This window comes from Pseudomonas sp. Root562 (genome assembly GCF_001427125.1).
Lineage (GTDB): Bacteria > Pseudomonadota > Gammaproteobacteria > Pseudomonadales > Pseudomonadaceae > Aquipseudomonas.
The window spans coordinates 694,519-714,173 of sequence record NZ_LMGK01000025.1; the positions used below are offsets into that span (position 1 = coordinate 694,519).

Sequence of the window (19,655 nt, forward strand, 5' to 3'; positions counted from 1 at the left end):
ATCACTGCGGATCGAGGTTATCCAGTGCCCGATTTACCGCCAGTTCTCCCAGCATGATGATCTGTGCGATCCCCAGCAGGGCATTGCGCTGCGGGCCTTCCACGAAACCGGCGAGGTCACTGGCCATGACACTGGCCGAGGCCAGGGATTCACAGGCATGGGCCAACAGCGTTTCGGTATTGATATCCGGGACGATGGTGAACATGGCGCTGGGTTGGTGAGTGGGGGGCGGGGCTTTCGGTGGGTTGAGATGATAGTCCAGCGCCCGGTCGGCGGCTTCGTGGAGTTTTTTGGAGTTGGGGGAATCGTAGGGCGAAACGGTGTCGGTTTCAGGGGGATTGGGGGTGGGTTTGATCATGGTGGAGCTCCTGTAGAAATTGGAACCACCAAAACCTGTCGCTAAACAAGTAAGGGTGGCGACTGTACGAAGGTTAGCGAACCGGGGTACAGGAGAACCCGGCAGACCCGAAGGTCTCCGACGCACAGCCGCCATAATCAAACTGCATAGATTGGATCGTATGCAATCGAGACTGGAGTGCTGAAGCCCCTGTAACTGTTCGGATCGCTAAACCCGGTCGCTGAATTGGCAGCGACACGGAAACGATAGGGACAAGGGGCAAAGCGCACAAGCCGGCGGATTCTGGCGTAGTTGTAGGTAACGACGCAAGACTGTGTAGCCTTAGAGAACCAGTGCTGAATGCTTTTAAACATGGCGTTCAGTTCTGCACATCAACACCTGAATACGAGCTGAGCACATCTAAGGCCTCGCAACTGTGCGGCGACGACAACATGATCACCATCAAACGGGCCGACACCATGAACATCGCTTACGTCACCCAGGGCGGCACCGGCAACATCGCCAGTGTCGATCGGAGCGGCATGACGCAAACGGCCACCGTGCAACAGTTTGGCTCGGCCAACCAGGCAACTGTGTTGCAGCAATAATCGCGCGGCGTGATAAACCGCAGCTCTCGGGGGAGGGTCGCGGTTTGTTGTTTGATATCAGCTTGTAACTGACTCCGAAAGTGACTCTTCTTGCAATGTTTAACGCTTGATTTTGAAGTTTTCATCTCTAATACGATCAGCTTTGGCCCTAAAATCGAATCCATTGTAATTTTTGAGTGCTTGGATTTCGTTATAATAAAGCTTAGCTGAATCGGGGCTCGGGCGATTACTCGGTGAAGTTGCAGGATCAAATTTTCCGTAAGCCGCGTCAATAAGCTTAAAATAGGAAAACGTAAAGCCGCGCTTGTCGGGTTTCTTTATATAATTCAGCAACTTAAGGCGATCATTTTGGCTGGCCGGTATTCCCGTCATTTTTTCAACAAGTTCACTTTGTCTGCGTGCGCTGCTCAGATCATCGAGATACTTTCTGTTGTGATAGACCTCATCAGAGCTCAGCTTATAGAGATAATTTATCTTGTCACGAGCCTTGACAGCTTCCAATGGCAACACGTCTTTCTTTAATGAGTAGTCAGTACCATGCAGCCTGATAGTTTGTGTCGCTGCTACTTCCTCTGCTTCTACTGCCCTCTTTGCTATTGTGGCTTTTGCGCGATTCTTCCAAATGCGTGCTCCTATCACAAAAGATAGTGAGAGATGTCCATCCTGGTCATACCGATTAATTGGGTCCCCCAAACAATACGCATAGGGATTAATGCCCCCCTTGCCAAACGGACTCCAACTGTCCGGACTGTTGAAGCGCATCAACACAGGGTTAAACGCCCGGTAGCCATTACCTAATAAATAATGCCCGGTCACCGGCTCAGGTCGTTCGCCGTTGAAGCCCAGCAGGCAGGGCAAGCCGCTTTGGGCATGGTGGCCGTATGCGGTGTAGACATTGGGATGAAGAGGCTGACTGGCCTTGAGACGGTGCAGCACTGAGCGCTGCAAATCGGTGTTCAACAGCGTAGTGTCGCGGTCATCGCCCTGTCGTGCCTGCTGCGCCAACAGCTGGTCGTCGTACTGGACGATGGAACGGTGCAATTCGCCTTGTATCTCGGTNCAGCGTAGTGTCGCGGTCATCGCCCTGTCGTGCCTGCTGCGCCAACAGCTGGTCGTCGTACTGGACGATGGAACGGTGCAATTCGCCTTGTATCTCGGTTGCGAGCCGACTTTTGCAGTAGAAGCGCTGGTGTGCGGGTTCATTCGATTGACTGTGGCTGGTCAGACGATCCAGAGGATCGTAGCGATATTGGACGTACAGCGCGGGTTGACGGGTAGACATGTGCGAGCTCCGGTTTTTCGAGGTCTGCGCGTTTGAGTATCTASATGCCTGTCTTGGTTGGGAACTAGCAGAACTGATAGGTGTGCATTGAGTAGGATGACGCCAGCAGCCTGATCTTCTGCCTGCGTAGCGTGAAAACCACGGCTCCTGYTGTGGCTGGTCAGACGATCCAGAGGATCGTAGCGATATTGGACGTACAGCGCGGGTTGACGGGTAGACATGTGCGAGCTCCGGTTTTTCGAGGTCTGCGCGTTTGAGTATCTAGATGCCTGTCTTGGTTGGGAACTAGCAGAACTGATAGGTGTGCATTGGGTGGGATGACGCCAGCAGCCTGATCTTCTGCCTTCGTAGCGTGAAAACCACGGCTCCTGTTGTGGGGGGCCGCGGTTTTTTTCATCTGCGCATCGTCAACTGCTCAGGTCRTCACTGCGGATCGAGGTTATCCAGTGCCCGATTTACCGCCAGTTCTCCCAGCATGATGATCTGTGCGATCCCCAGCAGGGCATTGCGCTGCGGGCCTTCNCACTGCGGATCGAGGTTATCCAGTGCCCGATTTACCGCCAGTTCTCCCAGCATGATGATCTGTGCGATCCCCAGCAGGGCATTGCGCTGCGGGCCTTCGACGAACCCGGCAAGGTCACTGGCCATGACACTGGCCGAGGCCAGGGATTCACAGGCATGGGCCAACAGCGTTTCGGTGTTGATATCCGGGACGATGGTGAACATGGTGCTGGGTTGATGAGTTGGGGACGGGGCTTTCGGTGGGTTGAGGTGGTAGTCCAACGCCCGGTCGGCGGCTTCGTGGAGTTTTTTGGAGTTGGGGGAATCGTAGGGCGAAACGGTGTCGGTTTCAGGGGGATTTGGGGTGGGCTTGAACATGGTAAAACTCCTTGATCAATGGAGCCGCCATACATCGCTGCTAAACGAAAAGGTGGCGGCTGTACGCGGGTTAGCAGACCAGGGATCAAGGAACCCGGCGCACCGAAGTGCCCCACGCACAGCCACCATGACGCAGACTTGCCTGCACTCCGAGTGTGCAGACTGATCAAAGGGTGACACTGGCGAGCCTTGAAATTTACCGAGCTGCTAAACCCGATCGCTGGAAAAGTAGCGACACGAGAACGATAGAGACAAGGGCCAAGGCGCACAAGCCGGCGGATTCTGGCGTAGTTGTAGGTAACGACGCAAGGCAACGTAGCTTTCAGGAAGCAATCTTGAACGCTTTTAAACATGCCGTAGGGATTGGTTGGCTGTCAGGCCGCTATCGCTGGCAAGCCAAGCTCCCACAGGTTTTGTGGTCTATGCCGATTCAGCAGACGAAAACATCCATTGTAGGAGTGAGCCTGCTCGCGATGGTCGTTAACGATGACGCGGGCTATCTGAATGTCCGTATCGCCCAATCGTTTTTCGCGAGCAGGCTCGCTCCTGCAGGGATCGGGCACATCTGGTAGAGATTGGTCGGCTGGCAGGCCAAGCTCCCACAGGTTTTGTGGTCTATGGGATTTCAGCAAACGAAACCAACCTGTGTAGGAGTGAGCCTGCTCGCGATGGTCGTTAACGATGACGCGGGCTATCTGAATGTCCGTGTCGCCCATCGTTTTTCGCGAGCAGGCTCGCTCCTGCAGGGATCGGGTACATCTGTTAGGGATTGGTTGGCTGGCAGGCCGCTATCGCTGGCAAGCCAGCTCCCACAGGTTTGGTGTAGGGATGGCTGTAAAAGCGCAACCATGAGCCGCCGTTGCCGCAGCGACAGATATTCAACCAATCACCACTCACCTTCACCCGCTCAACTCCAGCCCCTGTGAGAGCAAGCCCCCACAGGGACCAAAGCAAATTCAACGCCGGGTAATCACCACCTCCAGATATTCACTCGGCACCACCAAAGACCTGTCCCCCGCCCGATTCGAACGATTGATCAGTTCCGTCAGGTCGTTTTCCAGCCCCTTGGCACCGTCCGGTGGCAATGCTGCGAATGCCTTGTGCACCGGGCCGTACCACATACGGAAGGTGTCGATGAAATGCGCCGCGCTGCGATAGCGGAAATTGAAGGTCTTGCGCGTCACCTGAACCAGGAAGTTGCGCTCGTCGAAGTGTGTGTGCAGCCAGGCTTCGGTGCCCCACTGCGAAGGCGGTTGCGCGCCCGGTGGTGGAGGCATGTGCCGGCCGAGGGTCTTGAACATCTGGCCGACGAAACCTTCCGGCGTCCAGTTGGCCAGACCGATCCGGCCACCGGGCCGACAGACCCGCGCCAGCTCCGAGGCGGCTTGGGCCTGATCCGGGGTAAACATCACGCCGAAGGTTGAAAGCACGGCATCGAAACTGCCATCGTCAAACGGCAGCGCTTCGGCATCGGCCACCTGGAAGGTGACGTTCAGGCGTTCCGCCCGGGCGCGATCTTCGCCGCGTTCGAGCAATGCGGCCACATAGTCAGTGGAGGTGACCTGACAACCGCGCCGCGCGGCAGCCAGCGTCGCGTTGCCGTTACCGGCCGCGACATCGAGCACTTGCTCATCGCACAACAGATCACAGGCTTCGGCCAGTTGCTCGCCGACGATCTGCAAAGTCGTGCCGATGACGGCGTAGTCACCACTGGCCCAGGCGGCCATCTGGCGGTTTTTCAAGGCAGTAAGATCAATGGGTGTACTCATGGAGACGATCTCTGGGTTGGAACACAGATCAACTACCGGCGCGTTATTCCGCCGTGGTGGGATCGATGATGTTCATGACCTGGGAAACGCGATTGGCCGGGAAACCACTCAGCCGTGCATGCTCCTGGATCTGTTCTTCGCTTGGTGCGATGTACACGCAGTAGAGCTTGTCACCGGTGACATAACTCTGCAGCCACTGCACCTGCGGCACATCGCGCAAGGCCCTGCAGGACTTTTGCGAAGCGGCTTTCAAATCCCTTTCTGACAGTGTTCCAGCACCTGGAATCTCGCGTTCTATGACGAACTTAGGCATGGCAACCTCTCATTCTTGTTATTGATGACAGAGCCGGGCTGACCCTGTGCGTCAACTATCGCGCTGCCGGCCTCCGGCGTCCTGTCCGATCGTCGGCCAACCTTGGCCGATCGTCCGGCGGTTTCACAAGTCGCTGCGGCAGGCTCACAATCGAGAACATCGGTCCGCACGGGAAGGTCATCATGGATGCCCTGTCACAGACCCTGCGTGTCGTCCGTCTGGTCGGCGCCATTTTCATCAATGCCCGGTTCACTGCACCGTGGTGCTATCAATCACCGAGGGCCGATACGGCGGCACCGTTTCTGGAGCCAAACGCCGAGCGGGTGGTGATCTTCCATCTGATCACCGAGGGCGAGTGTTATGTCGAACTGGGGGATGATCCGCCCCTGCAGCTGAGCGCTGGCGATGTCGTGGTGTTCCCCCAGGGCGATGCCCATCGCATGAGCTCGCAACCAGGATTGACGCCGGCCAGCGGGACGCGGCTGGACAAGGTGCTGGCGCGACGACCACGGCAACTGAGCTACGGTGGCGGCGGCGCGGTCACGCGTCTGGTCTGTGGTTATCTGGCGTGCGATACGCGGTTGGCGGGCATGTTGCTGACTGGGTTGCCATCCGTGGTGCGGGTCAATGTGCGCGGTTCGAATGCCGGGGTCTGGCTGGAATCTTCGGTGCGCTATGCCTTGGCCGAAGCCCGCTCGCCGCGGCCTGGCGGTGAAGGCGTATTGGCCAAACTGGCCGAAGTGTTGTTCATCGAAGTCCTGCGCCTGTACATGCATGAGCACGGCAAGGCCCGCACCGGGTGGCTGGCCGGGGTCAGCGACCGGATCGTCGGCGCCGCACTCAATGCCTTGCACAAAAAGCCCTGCCACACCTGGACCCTGGAGGAACTGGCACGAACGGCCGGCACCTCCCGATCCGTGCTGGCGGAGCGCTTCCAACAATTGGTCGGGGTGTCGCCGATGCAGTACCTGACGCAATGGCGCATGTTGCTCGCAGCCAACCTGTTACGCAGCAGTAACAGTTCCTTGATGCGCATCGCCGAAGAAGTGGGTTACCAGACCGACACGGCGTTCAGTCGGGCATTTCGTCGAGAGTATGGAGCGCCGCCAGCGGCGTGGCGGCGCAGTCAGGAGAATCGCTCGGTGACCCACGGCACAATGCATGTGAGCCATTGAACGGCAGGATCAAACGGCTGGAGCGCTAGCCTTGGCGTCGGCCTTGGCCTCTTCCAGCAGCTGCTGGATCATCTGCTCCTGGGTGTCATACCGACCTTCACCGAAGTGGGTGAAACGCACCTGGCCCTTGGCATCGATCAGGTAGTGGGCAGGCCAGTACTGGTTGTCGAAGTTGCGCCAGATCGCGTAGTTGTTGTCGATTGCCACCGGGTAGGTGATGCCGTACTCCTTCACCTTGTCCTTGACGTTGTCGATGATCCGTTCGAAGCCGTACTCAGGCGTGTGCACGCCGATCACCACCAGTCCGTCCTTTTCGTACTTCTTCGCCCAGTCTTTGACGTACGGCAGGGTGTGCTTGCAGTTGATGCAGTCGAAGGTCCAGAAGTCCACCAATACCACTTTGCCTTTGAGCGATTCGTTGGTCAGGGCTGGCGAATTGAGCCATTGCACAGCGCCGTTCAGCGAGGGCATGGGGCCCTGGGCATTATCCAAGGAATCGGCCTTGACCTTGCTGACGAAGTAGTCGACGACCTTGGGCACGGTTTCGAGCACGCCTTTTTCGACGCGGCTGACACCTTCGGACGAGGTATTGGCCAACAGCACGCTATCAGCGCCAGTGGAGATCACCGCCGCCCCGGCCAATACGGCGACACCGGCACCACGACGCAACCAGCCAGTGACCGGGATCGATGGTTTCAGGCGATTGACCAGGCCGCGACCGGCGAAGATCAGGACGCCCAGCGACAATGCACTGCCGAGGCCGTAGGCCACCAACAACAGACTGGTGCCGGCGTTCGCGCCTTGCAGCATGGCGCCAGTGAGGATCACCCCGAGGATCGGCCCGGCGCAGGGCGCCCAGAGCAGACCGGTGGCGACCCCGATCATCAGCGAGCCCAGCGGACCGGAAACCTTCCGGCTGTCGGGGTCCAGGCGATTGCCCAGCAACACGAACGGTCGTGCCAGCCAGTCGCCGACCCGGGCGGAAATCAGCGACAGGGCAAACAGCACCATCACGATCAGGGCCACATGGCGGCCGGCATTACTGGCCTGAATGACCCACTCGCTGCTGACCACCGCCAGGCTGGCGACCAGGGCAAATGTCACGGCCATGCCGCCGAGCGTCAGCAGGATCGAGGAGCGGGTGCGGTCGGCGCCCGCGAACAGGAACGGCACGACTGGCAGAATGCACGGGCTGAGGACGGTCAATATGCCGCCCAGGAAAGCGATGAGAAACATGGGATCACCTATTACGAATCAGAGGGCGACATACATCCCCTGTGGAAGCTGATTGCCAGCTCCCACAGTGGAACGGTGGTGTTCGGGCTTCAGCTGTTCTGGCTTTCCTGTTGCTTGCCCTGTGGCGTGTGGCTATAACCGTTTTCGGCAACCACCTGAGCTTGCGGCGTGCGGTTGTAGCCATCCTCGGCGAGGAACCCCTCACCGCCCTTCTGCGCCACCGGCGTCAGCTGAAAGCACGTGCTGCTGCCGCAGGCACTTTGTTCAACAGCGGCATTGGCGTGGGCCGCGGCGCCGGCGACGGAAAAGGCAATGGCGGTCAAGAATCGGCTGACGTTGTTCATGGTGTTGTTCCTCGTTTCAAATGGGCTGGGCAATGGCTGATCGCAGGACTCAGTTATCCGAGCCGCAGTTATCGGAAATCTTGCGGTAGTCCACGACGTGGGTTTTGCTCTGGGAATCGAGGTAGGTCAGTTGCGCATCCACCACACCGCAAGAAGGCGTGGCGTCCTGTTTCAGCGATACGACTTTCTGAATGTCCAGGTGTGTACCGTAGGTGTACGGTTTAGCGCTGACATCGGATTCGGCACGGGCCGACAAGGTGCAGATGTTCAGGGCGGCAAACAGGCAAGCGGCGTAGACGGCTTTGGTGTTCATGGCGGTTTTCCTCAAGGTTCGATAGGGTCAATCGTTTGTTGGCTAGAGGCCGTTAGGCTTGCCTCGATGGAACCTATTAAAAGCTCGCGAGGTATCCCGTATGTGTCGGGAACAGGCGCGGATAAATCGGTAAGTATCTGAGCCGGCGCGGGATACAGAGCGATACAAAACCCCGGAAAATCGCTTTTTTACGTCTGTGTGTATCCACCGACAAGCCAGATACACTGCAATACAAACCCCTGCGGGCGAGCAGGAAAAGGCTCGGTAGACTGTGCGGCATTCACCCCTTACAGAGGCAAGTCCCCATGGAGCACGTCGATCACATTCTCATCGTTGATGATGACCGCGAGATCCGCGAACTGGTGGGCAACTACCTGAAGAAGAATGGCCTGCGCACCACCGTCGTCGCCGATGGCCGGCAGATGCGGACTTTTCTCGAGTCCACACCGGTGGACCTGATCGTGCTCGACATCATGATGCCGGGCGACGATGGCCTGATGCTCTGCCGCGAACTGCGCTCGGGAAAACACAAGGCCACGCCGGTGTTGATGCTCACCGCCCGCAACGATGAAACCGACCGCATCATCGGCCTTGAGATGGGCGCCGACGACTATCTGGTCAAGCCGTTCGCCGCCCGCGAATTGCTGGCGCGGATCAACGCGGTGTTGCGCCGCACACGGATGCTGCCACCCAACCTGGTGGTCACCGAAAGCAGCCGCCTGCTGGCCTTCGGGCGCTGGCAGCTGGACACCTCGGCCCGTCATCTGCTGGACGGCGACGGCACCATGGTCGCCTTGAGCGGTGCCGAATACCGCCTGCTGCGGGTGTTCCTCGATCATCCGCAGCGGGTACTCAACCGCGACCAGTTGCTCAACCTGACCCAGGGCCGTGACGCCGATCTGTTCGATCGTTCCATCGACCTGCTGGTGAGCCGCCTGCGCCAACGCTTGCTGGACGATGCCCGCGAACCGGCCTACATCAAGACCGTGCGCAGCGAGGGCTATGTATTTTCGCTGCCGGTGGAAATCGTCGGTGCGCCAGCATGAAGCTGTCGATGGGCTGGCCTCGCACCCTGGCTTCGCGGCTGTCGCTGATCTTCCTGATCGGCCTGATCCTCGCCCAGGCGCTGTCCTTTGGTGCGCAGTATTACGAGCGCTACGAAAGCGCAAAAAACACCATGCTCGGCAACCTGGAAACCGACGTCTCGACTTCCGTCGCCATCCTTGACCGCTTGCCCGCCCATGAGCGCGCCGGATGGCTCAAGCAACTGGATCGACGCAATTACCGCTATCTGCTGGATGAAGGCTCGCCCGGTACCTCCATGGACATGAACATGCCCGAGGCGCCCATCGCGATGACTTCGATCAAGGATGCCATCGGCATGGAGTATCCCATGACCGTAACCGACATTCCCGGCCCGCAGAAACGCTTTCAGGTCCACCTGAAACTGTCGGATGGCAGCCCGCTGACCATCGACGTGCGGCCTTCAATGGTGCCGCTGTCGCCCTGGCTGCCCATCGTGCTGCTCGGCCAACTGGCATTGATGCTCGCCTGCACCTGGCTGGCCGTGCGCATCGCCATCCGCCCCCTTACCCGCCTTGCCGAGGCCGTGGACACCCTCGATCCCAACACCCATCCGGTGCTGCTGGACGAGAAAGGCCCGACCGAAGTGGCCCATGCCGCCAGGGCTTTCAATGCCATGCAGGCGCGCATCGCCGCCTACCTGAAGGAGCGCATGCAGCTGTTGGCCGCGATTTCCCATGACCTGCAAACGCCGATCACCCGGATGAAACTGCGCGCCGAGTTCATGGATGACTGCGTCGAAAAAGACAAACTGTGGAACGACCTCAGCGAAATGGAGCATCTGGTGCGCGAAGGCGTGGCCTATGCCCGCAGCGTTCATGGCGCCACCGAAGAGAGTCGTCGCACCGACCTGGACTCGTTCCTCGACAGCCTGGTGTTCGACTATCAGGACGTGGGCAAGCAAGTGCAGTTGCACGGCAAGAGCACAACGGTCATCGACACCCGCCCCCACGCCTTGCGCCGGGTACTGGTGAACCTCACCGACAACGCCCTGAAGTTCGCCGGCGCCGCCGAATTGCTGGTCGAAAAAAACGCCGACGGCAGCGTCTCGGTGAAAGTCATGGACCGTGGCCCAGGCATCGCTGAAGCAGAACTGGCCCAGGTCATGGAACCGTTCTACCGCGTGGAAAACTCACGCAACCGCAGCACCGGCGGTACCGGGCTGGGTCTGGCGATCGCCCAGCAATTGGCGTTGGCGATCGGAGGATCGCTGACCTTGAGCAATCGCGAGGGTGGCGGCTTGTGTGCCGAGCTCAAGTTGCGGGGTTGATTGCCCAACACCGATGAAAACCCTGTAAAGCCGCTGAATGCATATACGCTTAGTAAAACCTCAGCGACAGGGATACCGAGTGATGGATGACAACAGAAGGCCGATCAGCGCGCGCTCCACCGGTTGGGCCAAGCACATCACCAACGCGCTGGTGAAAAGAGACATCTCACCGAACCAGATCTCCGTCACCAGCATCGTCTTTGCACTCGTCGGCGCCATTGCGCTGAACATCGATAACGGTGTAGCCGGATCAATCTGCTGCGCCATCGCCATTCAATTGCGCCTGCTGTGCAATCTGTTCGACGGGATGGTGGCCATCGAAGGCGGCAAGCAATCCCCGATTGGCAGCCTGTACAACGAGTTTCCCGACCGTATCGCCGACAGTCTGCTGATCGTCGGGCTGGGTTACGCAATCTGGCAGCCGGAACTCGGCTGGTTCGCCGCCCTCGCCGCCGCGTTGACGGCGTATGTCCGGGTATTCGGTGGTGCCATCGGCCTGCAGCAGAATTTCATGGGACCGCTGGCCAAGCAGCACCGAATGGCTGTGATGACGGTCGGCCTTGTGCTCAATGCTGTCGAATTCCACCTTTACGCCAGCCACTACGTGCTGCTGCTGACACTGATCATCATTGCCATCGGCTCCGCTGCCACCTGCATCACCCGCACCCTGGCAATCTCCAGACAACTGAAGGAGGCCGGCCATGTGGATCAGTAATGCCCTGATCGCGGTACTCAGACTGCTGATCGGCGTCACCGCCCGCTGGGAAGGCCCGCCGGACCTCACCCGCCAGCGCATCTACTTCGCCAACCACAGCAGCCACATGGACACCCTGGCAATCATGGCCGCCCTGCCCCCCGAAGCGCGGGTCAATGTGAAACCGGTCGCTGCGGCGGATTACTGGGGCAAAAACCGGTTTCTTTCCTACATCTCCCAACAAGGCTTGAATGCGGTCCTGATCGAGCGCAACCCTGCACCCGGCACCAATGTGCTGGAGCCGATTTTCGATGTCGTACGGGCCGGTCACTCGATCATCATTTTTCCCGAAGGCACCCGCTCCAGCCAGGCCTTGCCGGGGCCATTCAAATCAGGAATCTACCGGCTCAGCGAAACCTTCCCCGATGTCGACCTGGTGCCCATTTACCTGGAAAACCTGCATCGCTCCATGCCCAAGGGCAAGCACGTGCCCCTGCCGATCATCTGCACCATCCGTATCGGCAATCCGCTTCCAAGGATTGCTGGCGAAGACAAACAGCTGTTTCTGGAGCGGGCGCGTGACGCCATCGTGAGGCTGTCGAAATGAGTCTTGAGCAAAAATTCCTGTGGTTCTTTTTCGCGATCGCCTGCTTGTTGGCGCTCGCTTCGGTGATCGGTCGAGTGCTGGCCAGGCGTGCCACGAGCGAAGGCGCAATCTCCACCATCGAAAACCTCAACCAGCGCGTGAACGCCTGGTGGGGGATGGTGATCATCTTCTTCGTTTCCTGGTTATTGGGGCCGAATGCGACGGTGGTGCTGTTCGGCTTCATTTCCCTGTTCGCCCTCAGGGAGTTCATCACCCTGACCCCGACGACACTGGGCGACCACAACGCGCTGTTCTCGGCGTTTTTTATCTTGATACCCCTGCAATACCTGCTGATCGGCAGCCACTGGTACTCGATGTTCACGCTGTTGATTCCGGTGTATGCCTTTCTGTTGTTGCCGGCGATCGCGGTGTTGAGCCAGGACACCGAGGCGTTTCTGGAAAGAACAGCCAAGATCCAGTGGGGCGTGATGATCTGCGTTTACTGCATCAGCCACGCGCCGGCCCTTTTGTTGCTGGACCTGCAAGGGTTCACCGGCCAGAACGCGCTGCTGTTGTTCTATCTGGTGTTCGTCGTGCAGTTGAGTGATGTGCTGCAGTACGTCTTCGGCAAGCTGTTGGGCAAGCACAAAGTCGCGCCGTTGGTCAGCCCTTCGAAAACCGTGGAAGGGCTGGTAGGTGGCGGGCTGTCCGCCACGCTGATCGGCGGCTGCATGTTCTGGATGACGCCGTTCAACTTCTGGCAGTCGCTGTTGATGTCGCTGGTGATCGTGGTCATGGGTTTTCTCGGTGGCCTGGTCATGTCTGCGATCAAACGCAGCCTCAGCGCCAAGGACTGGGGCACCATGATCAAGGGGCACGGCGGCATGCTCGATCGCATGGACTCGATCTGCTTCGCCGCGCCGATCTTCTTTCACCTGACCCGGTACTTCTTTTCCGTGCTGTAAACCGATGACAACCACGGCTTGTCGGTCAGATGACAAACCGCGCCACCAGCGCATTCAGATCCACCGCCAATCGCGACAGCTCATGGGTCGCGGTGCTGGTCTGGTTGGCACCGGCGGCGGACTGCGAAGCCAGATCGCGAATGTTCACCAGGTTGCGATCGACTTCGCGGGACACCTGCGCCTGCTCCTCCGAGGCACTGGCGATGACCAGATTGCGCTCATTGATCAGGTGGATCGACTGGGTGATCTGCTCCAGCGCCACACCGGCGGCGCGAGCCAACTCCAGAGTGCTTTGGGTGCGATGATTGCTTTGCTGCATCGATGCCACGGCTTCGCCGGTGCCGTTCTGGATGCCGGCGACCATCTTCTCGATCTCCTGGGTCGATTGCGCCGTGCGATGGGCCAGCGCCCGAACTTCGTCCGCCACGACAGCAAACCCCCGCCCTGCTTCGCCGGCACGGGCCGCTTCGATGGCCGCGTTGAGCGCCAACAGATTGGTTTGCTCGGCGATGGCACGGATCACATCCAGCACCTTGCCGATATCACGCCCCTGGGCCGCCAGACCTTCAATCATCAGCGAGGTGTTGTGCACGTCGTGGGTCATGGTCTGGATGGCATCGACGGTTTCCACCACACGGTCACGGCCTTCACGGGCGGCCTGGGTCGATTGATTCGATGCTTCGGAGGTCGACACCGCGTTACGCGCCACTTCTTCCACGGCGGCGGTCATTTCGTTGACGGCGGTGGCGGCCTGTTCGATTTCATTGTTCTGTTGTTGCAAACCACGGGATGCGTCTTGAGTCACCGCGCTGAGTTCTTCGGCGGCCGTGCCCAGTTGTGTGGCGGAACCGGCAATCTGTTCGATGGTTTTGCGCAGGCTGGCCTGCATCGTGGCCAGGGCGCCGAGCAACCGCGCCGGTTCGTCCTTGCCATCGACCTCGATGGTCTTCGTCAGGTTACCTTCGGCAATGGTCTGTGCGGCCAGTACGGCGCGGTTCAACGGCGTGACGATGCTGCGGGTCAACAGCCAGGCCAACAGCACGGTCAGTAACGACGCGATTACCGCTACTGCGACGATGCCGGTAATGGCACTGTCGTAATTGTCCCCGGCTACGGTCGATGCCTGCTTGGCATCGGCGTTATTGAGCGCCACCAATTTGTTCAACTGCTCGCCCATCTGATCGGTACCGTCCTTGATCCGCGTATTGATCAGCGCGCGCATTTCATCGAGTTTGTTCTGCCGCGACAGCTCCATCATCTGGTTCTGGGCTTGCATGTAGTTGTTAAGCGTGGCCTCGAACGTCTTGTACAGCTGCGCTTCTTCGGCACCGGCCGGCAGCGCGGCGTAACTGGCTTGCGCACTGCGCAGCTTGTCGATCAGCACGTTGATGCGCGTCTGGGCTTCCTGCAACGCCGCTGGATCGCGGTTGACCAAAATCCGGAACGACAAAATGCGCATGCGCAGGACGTTTTCGGTCATGTTGCCGAGAAAACCGACGCTGGGCAGTTGCGTCGCCTCCATGTCGACGGAGGCCTGGCGGATAACCGTCATGCGGTTCACCGCGAACACACCGAGCACGATGACCAGCAAGGCAATGAAGGCAAAACCCAGGAAAGCGCGAGGCGCGATATTCAGCTGACGCAAGGACATAGGACGACTCTCGGGAAAGTGTGGCGGCGAGCATCCTTGCGTGATCACTGAAATGGCGGGCATGGGCGCACGCTTCTTCAGACAGGCGCCATTGTTGTAATGAATTCATGTACGCCTGTTGGTTGTATCGGCCAGGCTTGAGGATTATTGCGGGGGGTTCAGCAAATAAATTTCAAAGAGTCAGTACTGTTTCAGCGGTGAGACACCTGGCACGCAAGTACCCATTTTCACGCAGCACCCCCCCCCCCTGTAGGAGCGAGCCTGCTCGCGATAGCGGTGAGTCAGTCACATCATTTCTGATTGAAAGACCGCCATCGCGAGCAGGCTCGCTCCTACAGGGGATGTGTGGTGGTTTGGAGATTGGCGCCGGTCAGAGGTTCACGCCCACCACGGATTGTTCATGCAACTGCTGCAACAACGCCAGGCCGTTATCAAAGAACTCTGATGAGCCGGTCATTCCCGCCTCGTCCGCCAATGCCTGCAACTGCGCCCGTCCGGTCAGCCCGGGAAATTCCTCGATGCGCTGCAACAGTCGAAACGCCAACGGGCTCAACCCGGAGAATTTCACGCTGAAATCCGGGTCTCGACGAACCAACAGCAACGTCGGCTGATCCGGCGCCACATCGGGCTGGAAATCCGGTCCCACCCTCTGCACCGGCCAGGCATACGCCAGTGGCCACGCCAGGGGTGAAACCTGCAACGGACGATCCAGCAACGACTCGCTATCGCCGGATGACAGTGGCTCAGCTTCGGACTGTTGCAGCGCCATCTCAACCCACTCGTAGTGCGCAAGTTCCACCATGAACGGCGGCCACGCCCCACTGGCCAATGCCTCAGGCTCTGACGCGAGAAACTCGACGAACTCTTGCGCGATCTCACCGAATTTCGGCGTGTGGGCACGGTAGTCGCGCAGGAAGATTCGCACCAGCGCCCGCCACTGTTGGTCACCGAGGATCTTCACCAGCACCGGGAAAGTACCGCTGATCAGCGACGACAGGTTGGCGAACACCAGATCGCGATAAACCTGCGCCCGTGCCGGGTCCATCTCGGGGGGTGGCGCGCAGTGGTCGGGGTCGCGCAGGTACAGGCCCATGCTGTTTTGCTGTTGGTGCAGCGAACGCTTAGCCACGGTTCACCTCCTCGGCCTGTAAACGGCGGATGGTGTCCAGTTCGGCAACCAGTTCGGAAAACGCCGGGAAGTTGAAGTCCCGTTCCAGCAGCGTCGGTTGCGCACCGAAACGTGCATAGGCCTCGGCCAGCAGCGACCAGACCGCAGGTTTGACCGAGGCGCCATGGGTGTCGATTTTCAAGGTGTCGGACTCATCGAAGTGCCCGGCGATGTGCATGGCCACCACACGATTGGCATCAATGCCGGCCAGGAAGGTACGCGGATCGAAGCCGTGGTTGATCGAATTGACGTAGACGTTGTTGACGTCCAGCAACAGGTCGCAATCGGCTTCGCGCAGCACGGCGTTGGTGAACGTGACTTCATCCATGTCCTGCTGCGGCGCGGCGTAGTACGAGACGTTTTCCACAGCCAGGCGTCGACCGAGAATGTCCTGGGTCTGGCGGATGCGCGCAGCGACGTGATGCACCGCCTCTTCGGTAAACGGCAGCGGCAACAGGTCATAAAGATGACCGTCATCGCTGCAGTAACTCAGGTGCTCGCTGTACAGCGGCACGTTGTAGTGATCGAGAAAAACCCGCACCTCTTGCAGAAACCCGACATCCAGCGGCGACGGCCCACCCAGCGACAGCGACAAGCCGTGACAGGACAACGGATAACGCTCGGCCAGGCCTCGCAACGCCGCGCCATGGGCGCCGCCGATACCGATCCAGTTTTCCGGAGCGACTTCAAGAAAGTCGAAATGACCGGCTGGGGCAGCCTGAAGGTCTTTCATTAAACCGCGACGCAAGCCGAGCCCGGCGCTGGCCTTGGCGGAAGTGAGGGGGGTCTGCATGGTGTCGATCTCAGGTTGTCGTTACGGACTCACAGTTAACCGAAACGCTGTATCGGCTCTGTGTCGTGCGCCGACGGAAAACGGCAGGACTTGTATCGTCAGCAGGCCTGTACACACTGTGGTACAGGCCCGCCGCCCGGCATTACGCCAGGTCGTACTTCTCGCGCACCAGATGACCGATGCCGATGCGATCCAGCACGTCCATCGGGCACAGGAACGTCACGCGCACGGTGCCCGGCAAGCGACTGATATCGATGGAACCGGTAATGGTGGCGCGGTTGAGCACTTCGTCATAAGGCAGGCCGGTGACGGAAGCGGCGCGCTGCAAACCGTTCTCCACCGCAAGGTTGAGGTTTTCGCCGCTACCGATGAAGGTGATCGGACCGCTCTGCTCGATCTCCTGCTGGCCCCAACGTTCACCCAACGCCCGGACGTTGGCCTGCTGTTCGGCGTTCATTGGTCGCGCCATCGGCGGCAGGTCATCGAGGTTTTGCAGAAGGATCGGCCCATCCAGGGTCAGGTTCTTCACCACCTGCACCACCACTTCGGTTTCCCCGGAGCAATCGGTGGCATGCCCGGCGATCTCGCCATTGCCCTGCTGAGCGTGCATGTCCCCCATGTACACCCCGGCACCCGGCACTTTCACCGGGCAGATCAACACGCAGCCTTCGCGGATCGAATTGGTGTCCATGTGGCCGTCGGTCTTGGCCGCGTGCAGTTCTTCGCGGGTCATGCCGAAACGGTGCGGTGCATTGATCAGGTATTGGCCGAAATCCGCGCAGTTGTGCGAATCGGGAATGTCACGGGACGGCATCGTGCCGATGTTGCCGAGGAACGGCCGCATGTGCGCCGCGACGCCCGGAATATCGGCACGGGCCAGGGACAGGATCGAGTGCTGCGCAGCGAACTCCGGCAGTGCCGACATTTCGCTGGCGTTGCCGGCCAGTTGATTGGCGATGTCCTGATTGACCGTGAGGCTGACCTGGTTCTGCGCATCGAACACGATTACATAGCCGTGGCTGAAGCGAAACGCGCTGACTTCAGCGCCGCAGTTGTTGCAACGAATCGCGTCTTCGCCAATGCCATCGACATGGCTGGCCGGGTGTTCGGTGCCGCATTTGGAGCAGAATTTGGCGACGAACGGATCGCCGTTGTAGCGCCCCTCAACGAACTTCATCACGCCGGAGGATGTAGCCAGCGACGTCACGCGCATGCTTTTGATCTTGATCGCCACGGCATCGCCGATCTGTGCACCGACGATGGCGACCGGTTGTGTCACTTCATGGCCACCCTCGAAGGCCGGCGTGATCATCGGTCCCCAACAGCCCGGCGGCGTGCCGGTGATCAGGGTGCCACCGTCAGCCAGCGGCCCGAGCATCGGCTGGCTCGGGCCGATAATGCCGTTGGTGTAGTGATCGACCCGCAGGCGATCGACCGGTGTGGCGTTGAGATTGGATTCAGGCACACGTGTTGTCATTGTGGTCCCCTTGACCGCATCAGGCGCGGAACAGAGTCAGGAGCGAACGGCCGCCGGTGAATGCGGCCAGGGAAAGTGGCTCAACAGTTCAGCGCAGGTTTGTATCTGGTCTGTGTTCGGTGGGGGTCTGCAATTGCGCGAGACTGTATCGAGAGGCCGTTTGGATACAGTGGGATACATGAGATCGCCGCAAAACCCTGTGGGAGCGGGCTTGCCCGCGATGAGGCCGGCACCTATTGCATTTTCGGCGGCTGACACACCGCTATCGCGGGCAAGCCCGCTCCCACAGGGTTCAGGGCAAAGCCATGGAGCACTTTCGTCGCTCCAACCCGCGGTATACGGCCTGCGAACTAAACTTAATGCACCACAGGACCTGCTTGATGTCCTGTTCATTCCCACGACCACCGCCCGGACCAACAACGCTTCCGGACTGTGATCCTGTCAAAGGAGCACACGTGATGGACGAGGCCAGACTCAACGATTTCATGGGCAAACTGGTGAATGACATGGGTGGCGCGGCGATGCTCGCCAACGTCATTCTCGGCGAAGAGCTGGGCCTGTACCGGGCCATGGCCGACAGCCAGCCGATCAGCCCCGAAACCCTCGCCGACAAGACCGGCTGCAACCCCCGCCTGGTGCGCGAATGGCTCAGCGCCCATGCCGCCTCCGGCTATATGGAACACAGCGACGGCCAATTCCGCCTGCCTGAGGAACAGGCTTTGGCCCTGGCCATAGAAGACTCGACGGTCTACATCGCTGGCGGCATCGGCGTGGTCGCGTCGTTTTTTCATGACAAGGACAAACTGATCAAAGCGATGCGCGGTGACGGCGCCCTGCCCTGGGGCGATCACCATCCGTGCATGTTCAGCGGCACCGAACGGTTCTTCCGTCCCGGCTATAAAGCTCACCTGATCGCCGAATGGCTGCCGGCCCTTGAAGGCGTTGTGGCCAAACTGGAGCAAGGCGCCAAAGTCGCGGACGTCGGTTGCGGCCATGGCGCGTCGACGGTGATCATGGCTCAGGCGTTTCCGAATTCGCGATTCGTCGGCTTCGACTACCACGCGCCCTCCGTGACCGTGGCCACCCAGCGCGCCGAAGAAGGCGGCGTGTCCGGCCGCGCGCGGTTCTTCCAGGGCACGGCGAAAAGCTACCCCGGCGACGACTACGACCTGATCTGCTACTTCGACTGCCTGCATGACATGGGTGACCCCGTAGGCGCGGCGAAGCACGCCTATCAGTCATTGAAACCGGACGGCACGGTGCTGCTGGTAGAGCCGTTCGCCAATGACGCGCTCGATGACAACATCAACCCGGTCGGCCGGTTGTTCTATGCAGCCTCGACCTTTATCTGCACTCCCAACTCATTGTCCCAGGAGGTCGGGCTCGGGCTCGGTGCGCAAGCGGGTGAAGCGCGGTTGCGCAAGGTCTTCACCGAGGCCGGGTTCTCGAGTTTCCGTCGGGCTACGCAAACGCCGTTCAACCTGATTCTGGAGGCGCGCAAGTAATCTTTGCAGGAGTGAGCTTGCTCATGAGAGTGCGTCAGGTACATTGATCTCAGCTGACCCACCTTCGCGAGCATGCTCGCTCCTTGTATGTTGACCCTGAGTCCAAAGAGAGAGGTTACGCTCAAGGACTCATACAACAGCAAGTGCGTTTCTGGGGGGAGGCCGATCGCTCCTGAAGGCAGGATTTGCTCCTGACCTTGTCTGTAG

General features: G+C 59.5%; 20 protein-coding genes and 2 pseudogenes. 9 read left to right on the top strand and 13 right to left on the bottom strand.

All coding sequences use genetic code 11. The features are described 5' to 3' along the window. Nucleotide 1: 1 nt before the first annotated feature. Entirely contained in the window at nt 2–358 is a 357-nt protein-coding gene (locus ASD60_RS26785) for a DUF6124 family protein (RefSeq protein WP_056856866.1), read from the bottom strand. 407 nt (nt 359–765) lie between these two features. Between ASD60_RS26785 and ASD60_RS26790 the strand changes: the two are divergent. Then, a pseudogene (locus tag ASD60_RS26790) lies at nt 766–945 on the top strand (curlin); the annotation flags it as partial. A gap of 99 nt (nt 946–1,044) precedes the next feature. On the opposite strand, the gene ASD60_RS26795 reads toward ASD60_RS26790, so the two are convergent. The 3 genes and pseudogenes from ASD60_RS26795 to ASD60_RS26800 all read right to left on the bottom strand — a co-directional run. Continuing rightward, the coding region (locus ASD60_RS26795; RefSeq protein ID WP_156386307.1) for an RHS repeat-associated core domain-containing protein at nt 1,045–2,004 on the bottom strand (960 nt) is incomplete at its 5' end. A gap of 646 nt (nt 2,005–2,650) precedes the next feature. Next, nucleotides 2,651–2,749, bottom strand: a 99-nt coding sequence (locus tag ASD60_RS29975) for a DUF6124 family protein (protein WP_442966032.1), incomplete at its 5' end; no start/stop codon positions are given. Between the two features lies 1 nt (nt 2,750). Beyond that, nucleotides 2,751–3,106, bottom strand: a pseudogene (locus ASD60_RS26800) (DUF6124 family protein); the annotation flags it as partial. Nucleotides 3,107–3,441: 335 nt separating this feature from the next. Between ASD60_RS26800 and ASD60_RS29075 the strand changes: the two are divergent. Next, a complete protein-coding gene (locus tag ASD60_RS29075; RefSeq protein WP_156386303.1) occupies nt 3,442–3,678 on the top strand; it encodes a hypothetical protein in 237 nt (78 codons plus the stop codon). A gap of 384 nt (nt 3,679–4,062) precedes the next feature. On the opposite strand, the gene ASD60_RS26810 is transcribed toward ASD60_RS29075, so the two are convergent. Then, nucleotides 4,063–4,875, bottom strand: coding sequence for a class I SAM-dependent methyltransferase (locus tag ASD60_RS26810; RefSeq protein ID WP_056856870.1), 813 nt, complete (start codon nt 4,873–4,875; stop codon nt 4,063–4,065). 43 nt (nt 4,876–4,918) lie between these two features. Continuing rightward, the gene (locus ASD60_RS26815) at nt 4,919–5,188 is read right to left on the bottom strand and encodes a DUF4242 domain-containing protein (RefSeq protein ID WP_056856871.1); all 270 of its coding nucleotides are present in this window, start codon (nt 5,186–5,188) and stop codon (nt 4,919–4,921) included. 182 nt (nt 5,189–5,370) lie between these two features. On the opposite strand from ASD60_RS26815, the gene ASD60_RS26820 reads away from it, so the two are divergent. Continuing rightward, the gene (locus ASD60_RS26820; protein WP_056856872.1) at nt 5,371–6,363 is read left to right on the top strand and encodes an AraC family transcriptional regulator; all 993 of its coding nucleotides are present in this window, start codon (nt 5,371–5,373) and stop codon (nt 6,361–6,363) included. A gap of 9 nt (nt 6,364–6,372) precedes the next feature. Here the strand turns inward: ASD60_RS26820 and ASD60_RS26825 are convergent, their stop codons facing one another. The 3 genes from ASD60_RS26825 to ASD60_RS26835 form a co-directional block, all read right to left on the bottom strand. Continuing rightward, the gene (locus tag ASD60_RS26825) at nt 6,373–7,599 is read right to left on the bottom strand and encodes a cytochrome c biogenesis protein DipZ (RefSeq protein ID WP_056856873.1); all 1,227 of its coding nucleotides are present in this window, start codon (nt 7,597–7,599) and stop codon (nt 6,373–6,375) included. Between the two features lie 89 nt (nt 7,600–7,688). Beyond that, entirely contained in the window at nt 7,689–7,943 is a 255-nt protein-coding gene (locus ASD60_RS26830; RefSeq protein ID WP_056856874.1) for a hypothetical protein, read from the bottom strand. Between the two features lie 49 nt (nt 7,944–7,992). Beyond that, nucleotides 7,993–8,256, bottom strand: coding sequence for a DUF2790 domain-containing protein (locus ASD60_RS26835; RefSeq protein WP_056856875.1), 264 nt, complete (start codon nt 8,254–8,256; stop codon nt 7,993–7,995). A 305-nt stretch (nt 8,257–8,561) separates the two neighbouring features. On the opposite strand from ASD60_RS26835, the gene ASD60_RS26840 reads away from it, so the two are divergent. From ASD60_RS26840 to ASD60_RS26860, 5 genes are all read left to right on the top strand, one after another. Beyond that, nucleotides 8,562–9,302, top strand: a complete 741-nt coding sequence (locus ASD60_RS26840; RefSeq protein ID WP_056856876.1) for a response regulator — start codon at nt 8,562–8,564, stop codon at nt 9,300–9,302. Next, nucleotides 9,299–10,609: an ATP-binding protein gene (locus ASD60_RS26845; protein WP_056856877.1), complete on the top strand. Its 1,311-nt coding sequence runs from the start codon at nt 9,299–9,301 to the stop codon at nt 10,607–10,609. Before ASD60_RS26840 ends, ASD60_RS26845 begins: the two co-directional genes overlap by 4 nt. 82 nt (nt 10,610–10,691) lie before the next feature. Further along, a complete protein-coding gene (locus ASD60_RS26850) occupies nt 10,692–11,324 on the top strand; it encodes a CDP-alcohol phosphatidyltransferase family protein (RefSeq protein WP_056856878.1) in 633 nt (210 codons plus the stop codon). Continuing rightward, nucleotides 11,311–11,910, top strand: coding sequence for a lysophospholipid acyltransferase family protein (locus tag ASD60_RS26855; RefSeq protein WP_056856879.1), 600 nt, complete (start codon nt 11,311–11,313; stop codon nt 11,908–11,910). The genes ASD60_RS26850 and ASD60_RS26855 overlap by 14 nt, the downstream gene beginning before the upstream one ends. Then, the gene (locus tag ASD60_RS26860) at nt 11,907–12,854 is read left to right on the top strand and encodes a phosphatidate cytidylyltransferase (protein ID WP_056856880.1); all 948 of its coding nucleotides are present in this window, start codon (nt 11,907–11,909) and stop codon (nt 12,852–12,854) included. The genes ASD60_RS26855 and ASD60_RS26860 overlap by 4 nt, the downstream gene beginning before the upstream one ends. A 25-nt stretch (nt 12,855–12,879) precedes the next feature. Here the strand turns inward: ASD60_RS26860 and ASD60_RS26865 are convergent, their stop codons facing one another. The 4 genes from ASD60_RS26865 to ASD60_RS26880 all read right to left on the bottom strand — a co-directional run bounded on the left by ASD60_RS26865 (nt 12,880) and on the right by ASD60_RS26880 (nt 17,943). Further along, entirely contained in the window at nt 12,880–14,505 is a 1,626-nt protein-coding gene (locus ASD60_RS26865; protein WP_056856881.1) for a methyl-accepting chemotaxis protein, read from the bottom strand. Nucleotides 14,506–14,875: 370 nt separating this feature from the next. Beyond that, nucleotides 14,876–15,634, bottom strand: a complete 759-nt coding sequence (locus tag ASD60_RS26870; protein ID WP_056856882.1) for an HvfC family RiPP maturation protein — start codon at nt 15,632–15,634, stop codon at nt 14,876–14,878. After that, a complete protein-coding gene (locus ASD60_RS26875) occupies nt 15,627–16,466 on the bottom strand; it encodes an HvfB family MNIO-type RiPP peptide maturase (RefSeq protein WP_056856883.1) in 840 nt (279 codons plus the stop codon). Before ASD60_RS26875 ends, ASD60_RS26870 begins: the two co-directional genes overlap by 8 nt. A 142-nt stretch (nt 16,467–16,608) precedes the next feature. Further along, a complete protein-coding gene (locus ASD60_RS26880) occupies nt 16,609–17,943 on the bottom strand; it encodes an acetamidase/formamidase family protein (protein ID WP_056856884.1) in 1,335 nt (444 codons plus the stop codon). 458 nt (nt 17,944–18,401) lie between these two features. Here ASD60_RS26880 and ASD60_RS26885 point away from each other — a divergent pair, with 458 nt between their 5' ends. After that, nucleotides 18,402–19,448, top strand: coding sequence for a class I SAM-dependent methyltransferase (locus ASD60_RS26885; protein ID WP_056856885.1), 1,047 nt, complete (start codon nt 18,402–18,404; stop codon nt 19,446–19,448). Nucleotides 19,449–19,655 lie beyond the last annotated feature (207 nt).